Genomic DNA, 12,531 nt, shown 5'->3' with positions numbered 1-12,531 from the left:
GCCAGTTTACCCAACTCCTGCGGGATCCGGCGCGACAAAACGTCGGGCGGCGGGTCAGTCGTGCTTTTTCATCAAGTGAGGAGCCATGGCCAGCTCCAGGGATTGGCGAGCCCGACGGCGGCAAAGACGCCACAGCCAGACGCCAAAAAGCAGTACCAGCAAGCCGATCACCAGAATGATCGTCGAGCCGAGCGGGCTTGCATTCAACTCGCCCAGGGCGGGCGGGCGGCCAAGCAGGCTGGCGGCGCCGGCCATGGCCAGCAGTACACCGAGCGTTGCCAGGAGCGCCGCGAGCGCCGCGCCGAAACGCAGGCGCCAGGTGCTCGGGCCTTTGGGCCGCAAGCGACGTGCGTCAAAACCATCGGATAACTTCATTCCGACCTTCCTCAATGGGTATCGGCCCTTCGACCGGAAGATGTTCGGGTTGTTCCTGACACTACGGCAATTGCGGCAAATGAGAGGCTTTTGCGGATAAGCGGCGCACCGGGCCGCTTATCGAGGGGAGTCAGATGAAATCGCGGGTCAGGGCCAGGGTGGCGAAGTTGTCCGCCATGATCGCCATTTCGGTCTGGTGCACGTGTTCGGCGCTCAGGACACCGCCCTTGTGTGGCAGATCGCGAGTGGTGCAGGCGTCTTCGACCAGGGTGCAACGAAAGCCCAGGTTCTTGGCGGCACGCACGGTGGTGCTGACGCTGGAATGGCTCATGAAACCGCAAACGATCAGGTCCAGGGGGCCGAGGTCCTCCAGGCGTTTTTTCAACTCGGTGCCGTGAAACGCGCTGGGCAGCAGTTTTTCCACCACGGTTTCGTCGCCCTGGGGTTCCAGGCCGGTAATGAACTCCCCACGTTCGCCCTGTGGATCGAACAGCCCGCCATGGGTGCCCAGGTGACGCACATGCACGATCGGCCGGCCGGCGGCACGGGCCGCGCCGAGCAATTGCCTGATGTTCGCAACCGCTGCATCCATGCCACTCAACGCCAGGGGGCCGGCGAGGTATTCTTTCTGGGCATCGATGATGATCAGCGTCGCTTGACTCAGATTGGCCGCCGCGTAACCGCGACCGCTGAGTTGAAACATCGTTTTTGGAACGGACATTCTGGGGCTCCTTCGAGTGGGGCTTTTGCGACATTCTCCTCTGGCTGAGCGGTTCTGTGAATCGCTTCCATCGCAAGGGCCGTCGTTGCTGGCCTACAGCCTTGTCAAGATGTCCGTCTTGTTCAATAGTCAGCGCAAGAAACGGATAAATCCTACATCTTTCCCGGCCTTTTTCGTGCGTGCTTGATGTGTGTTTGAGGCGTGTTTTGGTGAGGGGAGTGTTTGGCTGGTAGACTCGCCAGTCGTTTTTTCTGGAGTTTGCCGCCGTGATCACTTCCCGTCTCCGTACCCTGCGCGACCATATTCGTTGGGCCGTCAGCCGTTTCCATGGAGAGGATCTGTTTTTCGGCCATGGCACCGACAATGCGTGGGATGAAGCCCGTCAACTGGTGTTGGGCGCGTTGCATCTGCCGTGGGAAATTGCCGATAGCTACCTGGACTGCCGTCTCGAAGACGAAGAGCTGGTCCATGTGCAGCGTCTGCTGCGCCGCCGCATCGCCGAACGTATTCCGGCGGCCTACCTACTGGGTGAAGCCTGGTTCTGCGGAATGTCTTTCATCGTCGACGAGCGCGTGCTCATTCCACGCTCGCCCATTGGTGAACTGATCGAAAACCGTTTTGCGCCCTGGCTGGGTCAGGAGCCTGCACGGATTCTCGACCTCTGCACCGGTTCCGGCTGCATCGGCATCGCGTGCGCTTTCGAATTCCCGGAGGCGGAGGTGGTGCTGGCTGACCTGTCGTTCGAAGCGTTGGAAGTGGCCAACCAGAACATCGAGCGTCACGGCGTCGACGAGCGCGTGTTCACTGTCCAGGGAGATGGTTTCGAGGGCTTGCCGGGCCAGCGTTTCGACCTGATCGTGTCGAACCCGCCCTACGTCGATGCCGAAGATTTCGCCGACATGCCCCAGGAGTATCAGCACGAGCCGGAACTGGGCCTGGCCTGTGGCGATGATGGCTTGAACCTGGTGCGCCGGATGCTGGCCGAGGCCGCCGACCATCTGACCGAGAAGGGCTTGTTGATTGTCGAGGTGGGCAACAGCCAGGTTCACGTCGAGGCGTTGTACCCGGAAGTCGATTTTGCCTGGCTGGACTTCGAACGTGGCGGGCATGGTGTGTTCATGCTCAGTGCCGAACAGTGCCGTCAGCATCAGGCGTTGTTTGCTTCGCGGGTTTGAGGACAATTGATCTGACGGAACCGTCCTTGTGGCGAGGGGATTTATCCCCGCTGGGCTGCGTAGCAGCCCTGAACCCCGCCATCGCGATGTGTCAGGCAAATCGCATTCAGCTCTTTGGGGGCTGCTACGCAGCCCAGCGGGGATAAATCCCCTCGCCACAGGTTAAAGTTTTGTCAAACACCCTGCGGCAGTCATCAACTACGCGTCGCAATCCAGATCAACAACCCGGCCTGGAACATGGCAAATGCCACCAGGCAGGTAATGGTGAAACGCAGGCCGTTGTCTTCGCGTTTGAACTTGGCGACCTTTTCTTCCTGCTGCTTGAGTTTGACTTCCTGCTCCGCCAGGTTTTGCTCGGCTTGCTGGAGCATCTGCGCGGCTTCGAGAATCTCCACGAACTGCAGTTTCTCGGTGTTCCAGTCCCCTAGCAGATTACCCACCTGCGCCGGCTTGACGCTGCCTTTGAGGTGCTGGGCGTCGGCGTAGACCACTTCGAAACCATGGGCTTTCAAGAAGTGGTCACGGCGCAGGCGGGTGTCTTCGTTCAGCGCGTCCTTGTTATTCAGATCGCTGCCATCGACCCGGTAGCTCGACCAGCGCTTCTTGGCCCAGGTAATGCCCTGTGCGGCGAGGAAGCGGCCGATGCCACGGTTCAGCGGCTCGACCTGCAAGCTGTCCGGGGAAAAATACAGGCGTTTTTCGACGTGATCGGCCCAGACGTCCAGATGATTCTGTTCCTTGCGCACCCGCTGGCCCGGCAACTGGATGCTCATGCGCAGCAAACTGCGCTCCTTGCTGTGGCGCTCGGCATAGCTGAATTCGACAAACCGCAGCGGCCGCGCACCCGTGGCACGGTCGATCTTGAGCGGTGCCAGCCGGAGCATTTTATGGTGCTCGGCCTGTACGTCCGCCCAAGGCAGCTCCGCCACTGGAGCAGCGGGCGTTTCGGCGGGGGTGTCGGGTGAAGTTTGAGTGTCAGTCATAACGGCAAAATCCTGTCCAGGCCGGCTCGTCGGCAGCCACAGCGCTGTCCGACACCGGTCTATCGGCCGTATTTGCCAGGACTGGAGGGGATAAACCGCTTATTGAGCGGGTAATGAGCTAATAAAACCCAGGATGTGCGTGCCCAGTTCGGCTGCCAGGGGCAGGTTTGGATTTTTGTAGGACGCCAATTGCCGCTCCATGTCGTTGGGGACGATGCGCATGACATGGTTCATGCCTTTGATCAGCGCCAGCTCGGCGTCGGGTTTGGCGGCTTGCAACTGCCTGGCGTCATCGACGCTGACTTGAATGTCATGGCTGCCCTGAATAATCAACGCCGGCATCTTCAACGCCGCGAACGCCTGGGCCGGGGCCTGGCGAAACAGCGAGATCAGGTAGGGCTGCACGCTGGGGCGAAAGATGACCTGCAGTTGCGGTGGCACGTTCGGGTCGAGCCGCCCGGCCGTGAGGCTGTCCAACAGCTCATTGGCACGCACCATCAGGGGGGGAGGCAGGCGGCTGCTCAGTTGTTGACGCAGCACTTGGTCGATCGGCCGGGCACTGCCGGACAGTGAGATGACCGCAGCTGCATTGGCCTGGGGGGCGGCGAGGCTGGCGATCAGTGCGCCTTCGCTATGACCCAACAGGATCAACGGACCCATTCGCGGATCGGCGGCCAGTTTGCGGCTCCAGGCCACGGCGTCGGCCACGTAGGCTTCGACGCTCAGGTTGCGTTCGTCTGGGGTCGCGGCAAGGCTGGCGGCCACCCCGCGTTTGTCATAGCGCACGCTGGCGATGTTGTGTTTGGCCAGCACCCAGGCCAGGCGCTTGAGGCTATCGTTGCGCCCGCCGTCGGGGTTGTTTCCGTCGCGGTCGGTAGGACCCGACCCGGAAATGATCAGGACAACCGGCACCGGTGCGTCGGACTTGGGTAACAGGAGCGAGCCGAAAAGCTCGCCGTTGCCGGTGTCGAGGCTGATCGGTCGTTGCAGGACGGTGGCCTGGGCCAGGCTGGAAAGCAGGCCGGTCAACAGGGCAAGGCTCAAGGCAAGCAGCTTTAACATCATCACGCCATTAGTTGCGAAGGTGCCGGTTGGACTGACAGGCACCGATAAGGTTCGAGGATGAACTCGTCGGGGAGCCTGCGTATACTGGCGCCCACTACGAATCCAAGGTTGAGTCTCTCAGCGTTTTTCACGGAGCACCCTGCATGTCCGGCAATACCTACGGCAAGCTGTTCACCGTTACCACCGCGGGCGAAAGCCATGGCCCGGCGTTGGTCGCCATTGTCGACGGCTGTCCGCCGGGCCTGGAGATTTCCCTGGATGATCTGCAGCGTGACCTGGACCGGCGCAAGCCGGGCACCAGCCGCCACACCACCCAGCGCCAGGAAGCCGATGAAGTCGAAATCCTCTCCGGGGTGTTCGAAGGACGCACCACCGGCTGCGCCATTGGCCTGCTGATTCGCAACACCGACCAGAAGTCCAAGGACTACTCGGCCATCAAGGATCTGTTCCGCCCGGCCCACGCTGACTATACCTACCACCATAAATACGGCGAGCGTGATTACCGTGGCGGTGGTCGCAGTTCTGCCCGGGAAACCGCCATGCGCGTGGCGGCCGGCGCGATTGCCAAGAAGTACCTGGCCAGCCAGGGCATCGTGATTCGTGGCTACATGAGCCAGTTGGGTCCCATCGAAATCCCGTTCAAGACCTGGGAGTCGGTGGAACAGAATGCCTTCTTCTGCCCCGACCCGGACAAGGTGCCGGCCCTTGAGGCCTATATGGACCAATTGCGGCGCGACCAGGATTCGGTCGGCGCGAAGATCACCGTGGTGGCCGAAGGTGTGATGCCGGGCCTGGGCGAGCCGATTTTCGACCGTCTCGACGCCGAACTGGCCCACGCGCTGATGAGCATCAACGCGGTGAAGGGCGTGGAAATCGGTGCCGGTTTCGCTTGTGTCGCCCAGCGCGGCACCGAGCACCGCGACGAGCTGACCCCACAAGGTTTCCTGAGTAACAATGCTGGCGGCATCCTTGGTGGCATCTCCTCGGGCCAGCCGATCGTGGCGCACCTGGCATTGAAGCCCACCTCCAGCATCACCACGCCGGGACGCTCCATCGACATCCATGGCAACCCGGTGGACGTCATCACCAAGGGCCGTCATGACCCGTGCGTCGGCATTCGCGCCACGCCAATCGCCGAGGCGATGATGGCGATCGTGCTGATGGACCACCTGCTGCGTCATCGCGGCCAGAACGCCGATGTGCGGGTCAACACGCCGGTGCTGGGCCAGCTTTGATGGCTGACCTGCCGACCGCCGTGGCCTGACGACCATGGCGGCTTTGCCGTACTGGCGGCTCTCCAGTTTCTATCTGTTCTATTTCGCGCTGCTCGGTTCGACGGCGCCGTTCTTGGCGTTGTATTTCGATCACCTGGGGTTCAACGCGGCGCGCATTGGCGAGCTGGTGGCGATCCCCATGCTGATGCGCTGCGTGGCACCGAACATCTGGGGCTGGCTGGGGGATTACACCGGCCGGCGCCTGGCGATCGTGCGTTTTGGCGCGATCTGCACGCTGCTCACGTTTTCGCTGATCTTCATCGACCAGAGCTACGCCTGGCTGGCGCTGGTCATGGCGCTGCACGCGTTCTTCTGGCACGCGGTGCTGCCGCAGTTCGAAGTCATTACTCTGGCCCACTTGAGCGGGCAAACGTCGCGCTACAGCCAGATCCGCCTGTGGGGCTCCATCGGCTTCATCATCACCGTGGTCGCGCTCGGCCGGCTGTTTGAATGGCTGAGCCTGGACATCTACCCGGTGGCGCTGGTGCTGATCATGGGCGGCATCGTGCTCGCCAGCTTCTGGGTCCCCAATGCCCAGCCGACCCAGGGGCCGCGAGTGGCGGGGGAAGGTTTTCTGCGGCAACTGCGTAACCCTGGCGTGCTGGCGTTCTATGGGTGCGTGGGGCTGATGCAGGTCAGTCATGGGCCGTATTACACCTTTCTGACGTTGCACCTGGAAGGTCTGGGCTACAGTCGCGGTCTGATCGGTATGCTCTGGGCCATTGGCGTGGTGGCGGAAGTCTTGATTTTCCTGCTGATGCGCCGGATCCTGGCACGGTTTTCCGTGCGCCGGGTGCTGCTGGTGAGTTTCCTGCTGGCGGCGTTGCGTTGGCTGCTACTGGGCTCACTGGCCGAATTTCTCTGGGTATTGCTGTTTGCCCAGGTATTGCATGCGGCGACCTTCGGCAGTTTTCACGCAGCTGCCATCCATTTCGTGCAACGTAGCTTCGGCCCACGCCAGCAAGGCCAGGGCCAGGCGTTGTACGCAGCCCTGGCCGGCATGGGCGGGGCGTTGGGCGCGCTGTATTCCGGCTACAGCTGGAACGCCTTGGGTGCCAGCTGGACTTTCAGCATCGCCAGCCTCGCAGCCTTCGCTGCAGCCGTTATCATTGCCACACGTATGCAAGAGGACAGGCCATGAGCCTTACCCGTGAACAGCTCGCCCGGGAAATCATCGACGCCGGGCGTTTTTTGTATGGCCGCGGCTGGTCCCCGGCCACCAGCAGCAACTATTCGACCCGGCTTGCTCCTGACCAGGCTTTGCTGACCGTGTCCGGCAAGCACAAGGGGCAACTGGGCCTCGATGATGTGCTCGCCACCGACCTGGACGGCAACAGCCTGGAGCGCGGCAAGAAACCCTCCGCCGAAACCCTGCTGCACACCCAGCTGTATCGCTGGCGCCCGGAGATCGGCGCCGTGTTGCACACCCATTCGGTGAATGCCACGGTCTTGTCACGCCTGACAAAGCAAGCCTTCATCGATTTCGAAGACTACGAATTGCAAAAAGCCTTCAGCGGTGTGTCGACCCACGAGTCCTGTGTCCGCGTGCCGATTTTCGACAACGACCAGGACATCGCGCGCCTGGCCGGCCAGGTGCAGCCGTGGCTCGAGGCTCACCCCGATTGCGTCGGCTACCTGATTCGCGGTCATGGCCTGTATACCTGGGGACCGAGCATGAACGATGCCCTGCGCCAGATCGAAGCGTTCGAGTTTCTGTTTGAGTGTGAACTCAAGACCCGCGCACTCCTGAACCGTTAATTTGCTGGAGCCCTAACCATGAGCAGCCTGTCCGTCTACCACATCTCAAGCCCCGACGTTCCGAACAAGGTGCTGACCCACTTCGAAGACATCGCCGCGACCCTGGCCGATAAAGGTGTTCGCTTCGACCGCTGGGAAGCGGCGACGAAAATCCAGCCCGGCGCCGGCCAGGACGAAGTGATTGCCGCCTACAAGACCCAGATCGATCAATTGATGACCGAGCATGGCTACGTCACGGTCGACGTCATCAGCCTCAACAGCGATCACCCGCAAAAAGCCGAATTGCGGGCCAAATTCCTCGATGAACATCGCCATGGTGAAGACGAAGTACGATTTTTCGTCGCCGGTCGTGGTCTGTTTACCCTGCACATCGACGACTACGTCTACGCCGTACTGTGCGAAAAGAACGACCTGATCTCGGTGCCCGCGGGCACGCCGCACTGGTTCGACATGGGCGAGCATCCGCATTTTGTCGCCATTCGCCTGTTCAACAACCCGGAAGGTTGGGTCGCGAAGTTTACGGGCGACGACATCGCCAGCCGTTTCCCGCGCCTTGAGGAGTGAACCTGTGCCGATCAAAGCCATTCTCACCGACATCGAAGGCACCACCAGCGCGGTGAGTTTCGTGTTCGATGTGTTGTTTCCATATGCCACCAGACATCTCCCGGATTTCGTTCGCCAGAATGCCGGACGCGCCGACGTGGCCGAGCAATTGGCGGCGGTGCGCCAGGACAACGGTGAGCCGGGGGCTGACATTGAGCGCGTCATCGCGATCCTGCTGGAGTGGATCGCCGAAGACCGCAAGGCCACGCCGCTCAAGGCGTTGCAGGGCATGGTCTGGGAGCAGGGGTATCAGGCGGGGCAGTTGAAAGGGCACGTTTACCCGGACGCGGTGCAGGCGCTACAGCGCTGGCATCAGGAAGGCTTACGGCTGTTCGTTTATTCCTCAGGCTCGATCCAGGCACAGAAGCTGATTTTCGGCTGTTCCGAGGCCGGCGATCTGTCGCCGTTGTTCAGTGGTTATTTCGACACCACATCAGGACCCAAGCGGGAGGTGCAGTCCTACCAGCGCATCAGCGCGGCGGTGGGCGTAGCGCCAGGGGAGATTCTGTTTCTGTCGGATATCGTTCAGGAGCTGGATGCAGCCCGTGATGCCGGCATGGTCACGTGCGGATTGGCGCGCGAGGGCGGTGAGTTGGAAGGGCATGTCACGGTGGACAGTTTTGCCCGGATCGATCCTGCGCGTTTTTGATATCAACAGACTGTGGGAGCGAGCAAGCCCGCTCCCACAAAAAATCAGGCGCTGTGATAGGTCGGCAGCGCAAAACGATGCTGGCTTTGCAGCATGGCGATCTGCGGCAACTCACTGGCCTGTTCCGCCAGATCGCGACGAATTGCGCTGATTGCCCAGGACAGTTGGTCCCCAGCGTGCAACTGAGCGTAGGAAATCGTGCGTTTAAACAGTTTGCCTTCGCTGTTGCGCAGGGTCAGCAGGATACCGCCATCCGGACGGGCCTGGGTGGTCACTTCGTAGTTGGAAAACAGGGACGCAAACTTTTCTTGAATCATGTTCATATTTGACTGCTCCATGGTGTTGGCAAACCGTGGAGGGGTAGTTGCAGTGTCTGTGCCAGCGTTGGGCTTGATTGAAAGTTGTTATAAAACAATCGGTTAACAATTCTCCCTATTTTTGCTTTCGTGCAACTTGCATGAATGGCCATCGTGCATCCTGCATTTTGCGTGGTCGGCTGATCTTTTGTTGAACCAATTGGGTTTCTGGCGCTCATGCGCCGCCTGTCGTGAGCGGTGGATACAAAACATTGCAAAAACCGCATGTACAGCGCCGGAATCGCTGGCGTAATTTCGAGCGCAATTGAACTCCAGCCCGACAACAAGAACCGAGACCCACGAGGTCGAACGGGAGTGACCATGAGTCGTACATCCAGCGACGCCATTACCTGGGGCAAGATGCTGCGCAAGCTACCCACTATTGCCAGGGCCATTCCCCGTATCGTCAAAGGCATGAAGCTCGCCAATGTCCAGGACCCGACCCAGCCTTGCGGCCTGGGCTGGTGTTTCGAACAGGCCACGCAGCGCAATCCCCAAGGGCCGGCATTGCTGTGTGGCGACATGGTATTGAGTTATACACAGGCCAACGAACAGGCCAATCGCATCGCCCATTACCTGTTGGCGCAGGGGATCGGCAAGGGCGACTGCGTGGCGATTTTCATCGAGAACCGGCCACAGTTGCTGGTGACGGTGCTGGCGGTGGCGAAGGTCGGTGCGGTCAGCGCCATGGTCAACACCTCGCAGACCGGGGATGCGCTGGTGCACAGCCTGGCGTTGGTCGCTCCTGTCGCCGTGGTGGTCGGGGATGAACGGGTCGCGGCCTTCAACGACGTGCGAGCCCGCACTTCACTGTCAGGCAACCGAACCTGGTGGTTAGCCGATCAGGACAGCGCCGCCGCCCCTTGCGGTTTCGTCGACTTGATAAGCAGCAGCGCCAGTCACCCAGGCGAAAACCCGGCCAGCAGCCAGCAGGTTTTTTTCAACGACCCGTGTTTTTATCTCTACACCTCGGGCACCACTGGGCTGCCCAAGGCCGGAGTTTTTCGCCACGGGCGCTGGATGCGCACTTCCACCAGTTTCGGCCTGATCGCCCTGGACATGCAGCCCGCGGATGTTTTGTATTGCACCCTGCCGCTGTACCACGCCACGGGCCTGTGCGTGTGCTGGGGGGCGGCGATCTGCGGCGCCTCGGGGTTTGCGATCCGGCGCAAGTTCAGCGCCAGTCAGTTCTGGAGTGACGTTCGCCGTTACCGGGCCACCACCCTGGGCTATGTCGGTGAGTTGTGTCGTTACCTGGTCGATCAACCCGCCAGCACTGAAGACCGCAGGCATGAAGTCAGGAAGATGATCGGCAACGGTTTGCGCCCCGGGGCCTGGTCGGCCTTCAAGACACGTTTTGGTGTCGACCATATCTGCGAGCTGTACGCGGCCAGCGACGGCAATATCGGCTTCACCAACGTGCTGAATTTCGACAACACCGTCGGATTTTCCCTGATGGGCTGGGAACTGGTGCAGTACGACCATGACAGCGGGGCGCCATTGCGCAACCTGCGAGGCCGGATGCAGAAAGTGCCCAAGGGCGAACCGGGCTTGCTGATGGCGCGCATCGACGACAAGGCGCCGCTGGACGGCTACACCGATCCGGCCAAGACCGAAAAAACCATCTTCAAAGATGTCTTCGTTCCGGGCGACCGTTACTTCAATACCGGTGACCTGCTGCGCAACATCGGCTTCGGCCATGGGCAGTTCGTTGATCGCCTCGGTGATACCTATCGCTGGAAAGGCGAGAACGTCTCCACCACGGAAGTTGAAAACGTATTGTTGCAGCACCCGCAGGTGGCCGAGGCGGTGGCTTATGGCGTCGAGATCAATGGCACCAATGGCCGCGCCGGGATGGCGGCGATTACCCCGTCCGAATCCCTGGCTACCCTGGATTTTGCTGAGCTGTTGCAGTTTTTGCAGTGCAAATTGCCGGCCTATGCAGTGCCGTTGTTCTTGCGCATCAAGGTAAAAATGGACACCACCGGCACCTTCAAATACCAGAAAAACCGTCTCAAGAGCGAAGCCTTCGACCCGTGCGCCACGGACGATGAGCCGGTCTATGCCTGGCTGCCCGGCACCGCGACCTATGTGCGGGTCGACCGGCAACTGGCGGCGCAGATTCAGCAAGGACAGTACCGTTATTGATTCTGGCTATGCACGGTGCAGAGAAAAAAGGGATGACAGGTCTGGAGTCCCTCGGGAAACTAGCCGCTTTGCGAAGACTTAAGTGGAGTTTCCCATGTCCGATACCAGCCGCCAGATGACCCCGGAAGAGGCAGCGGAGTTTGCCGAACAGGTGTTCAATGTCGCACGCCAAGGCGACGCCGCCATGATGGCCGCTTTGCTGAGCAAAGGCCTGCCGCCCAACCTGCGTAATCACAAGGGCGACACCTTGCTGATGCTGGCCGCTTACCACGGGCATGTGGAAGCGGTGAAAGTGCTGCTGGAAAACAAGGCCGATCCGGAAATCCGCAACGACAACGGCCAGAGCCCGATTGCCGGTGCGGCGTTCAAGGGCGATCTGGCCGTGGTCACCGCGCTGGTGGATGGCGGGGCGCAGGTGGAAGGCTCTTCCTTCGATGGTCGCACCGCGTTGATGATGGCGGCGATGTTCAATCGTGTGGAGATCGTCGATTACCTGATCAGCAAAGGCGCCGACCCCAAGGCCAAGGATGCCAACGGCATCTCGGCCCTGGATGCCGCCAGGACCATGGGCGCGGTGGATACCACGGCGCAGTTGGAGAAGTTGTTGGGTTGATCTCTATCTGTTGGGAAGTACTTGAAGCCTGACGCTGCTTTTGTGGCGAGGGGATTTATCCCCGCTGGGGCGCGAAGCGGCCCTACAACCTGACAACCCGGTGTGTCAGGTTATTTTTGGGGCTGCTTTGCAGCCCAGCGGGGATAAATCCCCTCGCCACAAAAGCTCCCTGGCCACAGCTTTCTGACTCAATCAATGTGATGCGCTATCCTGCGCGCCCTCAAAACCCAATCGCCACAGGATGTTCTCCATGAAAGCCGCACTCGTCGAACTCATCAGCAAAATCAGTTCCGGCTGCCTGGGCGATGCGGACATTGCGAAAATTGCCGACGAAGCGGCCCAGGCCTACGCCGACCCAGCGGCTTTTCTGGCGGCCAACCCGGACATCAACTACGACGACAGCTTCCCGATTCCATTGGGCGAGTGGGTAGTGGTGGGGAGCCTGCCAGACACCGTGTTGTTCCAGGCCGACACTTATGTAGAGCTGTTCGAACAGATCGTTGCCTCGTTCGGCCCCGGCGTGGCCTTCAACCTCAAGCCCAAGCAACTGGCGAAAACCGAAGCCCTGACGGCGCTCAACCGCATCCAGATCCAGATGAGCAGCCTGAACAAGGAAAACGGCGGTTATGTGCTGGTGAATTTCAGCCAGTTGCTCGACGATGAACTGCAAATGGTTCTGGTGTATGGCAACGACCTGCCGCGCGTGCTGGAGCTGTGCGCCGAAGTCGGCATCGCCGCCGCGCCGGCCCTGGAAGCGCTCAAGGTGGCGATCCACGTCTGAAGCAATAAAACGGAACCCTCGCCGCGCCCC

General features: G+C 60.7%; 14 protein-coding genes. 9 read left to right on the top strand and 5 right to left on the bottom strand.

Annotation, left to right across the window (positions count from 1 at the left end):
• Positions 1 to 54: 54 nt before the first annotated feature.
• Both MA884_RS17045 and MA884_RS17040 read right to left on the bottom strand, forming a co-directional pair.
• Complete coding sequence (locus tag MA884_RS17045) at positions 55 to 375, bottom strand: hypothetical protein (protein WP_256231601.1); 321 nt, start codon at positions 373 to 375, stop codon at positions 55 to 57.
• 130 nt (positions 376 to 505) lie between these two features.
• Positions 506 to 1,096 (bottom strand): cysteine hydrolase family protein, encoded by a 591-nt coding sequence (locus tag MA884_RS17040; protein ID WP_256231600.1) that lies wholly within the window; start codon positions 1,094 to 1,096, stop codon positions 506 to 508.
• 266 nt (positions 1,097 to 1,362) lie between these two features.
• Here MA884_RS17040 and prmB point away from each other — a divergent pair, with 266 nt between their 5' ends.
• Complete coding sequence (gene prmB / locus MA884_RS17035) at positions 1,363 to 2,271, top strand: 50S ribosomal protein L3 N(5)-glutamine methyltransferase (RefSeq protein ID WP_047229625.1); 909 nt, start codon at positions 1,363 to 1,365, stop codon at positions 2,269 to 2,271.
• A gap of 194 nt (positions 2,272 to 2,465) precedes the next feature.
• Here prmB and MA884_RS17030 read toward each other — a convergent pair whose 3' ends face one another.
• Together MA884_RS17030 and MA884_RS17025 are read right to left on the bottom strand one after the other, a co-directional pair.
• Positions 2,466 to 3,254 carry a hypothetical protein gene (locus tag MA884_RS17030; RefSeq protein WP_256231599.1) on the bottom strand — a complete coding sequence of 263 codons (789 nt, stop codon included), beginning with the start codon at positions 3,252 to 3,254 and terminating at the stop codon, positions 2,466 to 2,468.
• Positions 3,255 to 3,353: 99 nt separating this feature from the next.
• Complete coding sequence (locus MA884_RS17025) at positions 3,354 to 4,319, bottom strand: alpha/beta hydrolase (protein WP_256231640.1); 966 nt, start codon at positions 4,317 to 4,319, stop codon at positions 3,354 to 3,356.
• Positions 4,320 to 4,462: 143 nt separating this feature from the next.
• Between MA884_RS17025 and aroC the strand changes: the two genes are divergently transcribed.
• Genes aroC through mtnC form a run of 5 tightly spaced genes read left to right on the top strand, consistent with a single transcriptional unit; the run spans position 4,463 to position 8,603 of the window.
• Positions 4,463 to 5,554 carry a chorismate synthase gene (gene aroC / locus MA884_RS17020; RefSeq protein ID WP_256231598.1) on the top strand — a complete coding sequence of 364 codons (1,092 nt, stop codon included), beginning with the start codon at positions 4,463 to 4,465 and terminating at the stop codon, positions 5,552 to 5,554.
• Between the two features lie 34 nt (positions 5,555 to 5,588).
• Positions 5,589 to 6,734: an MFS transporter gene (locus MA884_RS17015; RefSeq protein ID WP_256231597.1), complete on the top strand. Its 1,146-nt coding sequence runs from the start codon at positions 5,589 to 5,591 to the stop codon at positions 6,732 to 6,734.
• Positions 6,731 to 7,351 carry a methylthioribulose 1-phosphate dehydratase gene (locus MA884_RS17010; RefSeq protein ID WP_256231596.1) on the top strand — a complete coding sequence of 207 codons (621 nt, stop codon included), beginning with the start codon at positions 6,731 to 6,733 and terminating at the stop codon, positions 7,349 to 7,351. The genes MA884_RS17015 and MA884_RS17010 overlap by 4 nt, the downstream gene beginning before the upstream one ends.
• An 18-nt stretch (positions 7,352 to 7,369) precedes the next feature.
• Entirely contained in the window at positions 7,370 to 7,915 is a 546-nt protein-coding gene (locus MA884_RS17005; protein WP_256231595.1) for an acireductone dioxygenase, read from the top strand.
• 4 nt (positions 7,916 to 7,919) lie between these two features.
• Positions 7,920 to 8,603 carry an acireductone synthase gene (gene mtnC, locus MA884_RS17000; RefSeq protein WP_256231594.1) on the top strand — a complete coding sequence of 228 codons (684 nt, stop codon included), beginning with the start codon at positions 7,920 to 7,922 and terminating at the stop codon, positions 8,601 to 8,603.
• 44 nt (positions 8,604 to 8,647) lie between these two features.
• Here the strand turns inward: mtnC and MA884_RS16995 are convergent, their stop codons facing one another.
• The gene (locus MA884_RS16995; RefSeq protein ID WP_042732342.1) at positions 8,648 to 8,926 is read right to left on the bottom strand and encodes a DUF3509 domain-containing protein; all 279 of its coding nucleotides are present in this window, start codon (positions 8,924 to 8,926) and stop codon (positions 8,648 to 8,650) included.
• A 354-nt stretch (positions 8,927 to 9,280) separates the two neighbouring features.
• Here MA884_RS16995 and MA884_RS16990 point away from each other — a divergent pair, with 354 nt between their 5' ends.
• From MA884_RS16990 to MA884_RS16980, 3 genes are all read left to right on the top strand, one after another.
• Positions 9,281 to 11,107, top strand: a complete 1,827-nt coding sequence (locus MA884_RS16990; RefSeq protein ID WP_256231593.1) for a long-chain-acyl-CoA synthetase — start codon at positions 9,281 to 9,283, stop codon at positions 11,105 to 11,107.
• A gap of 94 nt (positions 11,108 to 11,201) precedes the next feature.
• Positions 11,202 to 11,720 (top strand): ankyrin repeat domain-containing protein, encoded by a 519-nt coding sequence (locus MA884_RS16985; RefSeq protein WP_256231592.1) that lies wholly within the window; start codon positions 11,202 to 11,204, stop codon positions 11,718 to 11,720.
• 250 nt (positions 11,721 to 11,970) lie between these two features.
• Entirely contained in the window at positions 11,971 to 12,501 is a 531-nt protein-coding gene (locus tag MA884_RS16980) for a hypothetical protein (protein WP_256231591.1), read from the top strand.
• Positions 12,502 to 12,531 lie beyond the last annotated feature (30 nt).

It is taken from the genome of Pseudomonas sp. Q11 (assembly GCF_024494355.1).
GTDB classification, from domain to species: domain Bacteria; phylum Pseudomonadota; class Gammaproteobacteria; order Pseudomonadales; family Pseudomonadaceae; genus Aquipseudomonas; species Aquipseudomonas hefeiensis.
The sequence above is the reverse complement of the archived record's forward strand: the minus strand, read 5'-3'. Positions and strand labels throughout refer to the sequence as shown.

What these genes read in the sequence shown, in the direction of transcription:
- MA884_RS17045 (WP_256231601.1), bottom strand. Translation starts at nt 375, where the DNA reads ATGAAGTTATCCGATGGTTTTGACGCACGTCGCTTGCGGCCCAAAGGC.
- MA884_RS16990 (WP_256231593.1), top strand. Translation starts at nt 9,281, where the DNA reads ATGAGTCGTACATCCAGCGACGCCATTACCTGGGGCAAGATGCTGCGC.
- MA884_RS17040 (WP_256231600.1), bottom strand. Translation starts at nt 1,096, where the DNA reads ATGTCCGTTCCAAAAACGATGTTTCAACTCAGCGGTCGCGGTTACGCG.
- MA884_RS17005 (WP_256231595.1), top strand. Translation starts at nt 7,370, where the DNA reads ATGAGCAGCCTGTCCGTCTACCACATCTCAAGCCCCGACGTTCCGAAC.
- MA884_RS17030 (WP_256231599.1), bottom strand. Translation starts at nt 3,254, where the DNA reads ATGACTGACACTCAAACTTCACCCGACACCCCCGCCGAAACGCCCGCT.
- MA884_RS16980 (WP_256231591.1), top strand. Translation starts at nt 11,971, where the DNA reads ATGAAAGCCGCACTCGTCGAACTCATCAGCAAAATCAGTTCCGGCTGC.
- MA884_RS16985 (WP_256231592.1), top strand. Translation starts at nt 11,202, where the DNA reads ATGTCCGATACCAGCCGCCAGATGACCCCGGAAGAGGCAGCGGAGTTT.
- MA884_RS16995 (WP_042732342.1), bottom strand. Translation starts at nt 8,926, where the DNA reads ATGAACATGATTCAAGAAAAGTTTGCGTCCCTGTTTTCCAACTACGAA.
- MA884_RS17015 (WP_256231597.1), top strand. Translation starts at nt 5,589, where the DNA reads ATGGCGGCTTTGCCGTACTGGCGGCTCTCCAGTTTCTATCTGTTCTAT.
- MA884_RS17010 (WP_256231596.1), top strand. Translation starts at nt 6,731, where the DNA reads ATGAGCCTTACCCGTGAACAGCTCGCCCGGGAAATCATCGACGCCGGG.
- MA884_RS17025 (WP_256231640.1), bottom strand. Translation starts at nt 4,319, where the DNA reads ATGATGTTAAAGCTGCTTGCCTTGAGCCTTGCCCTGTTGACCGGCCTG.
- aroC (WP_256231598.1), top strand. Translation starts at nt 4,463, where the DNA reads ATGTCCGGCAATACCTACGGCAAGCTGTTCACCGTTACCACCGCGGGC.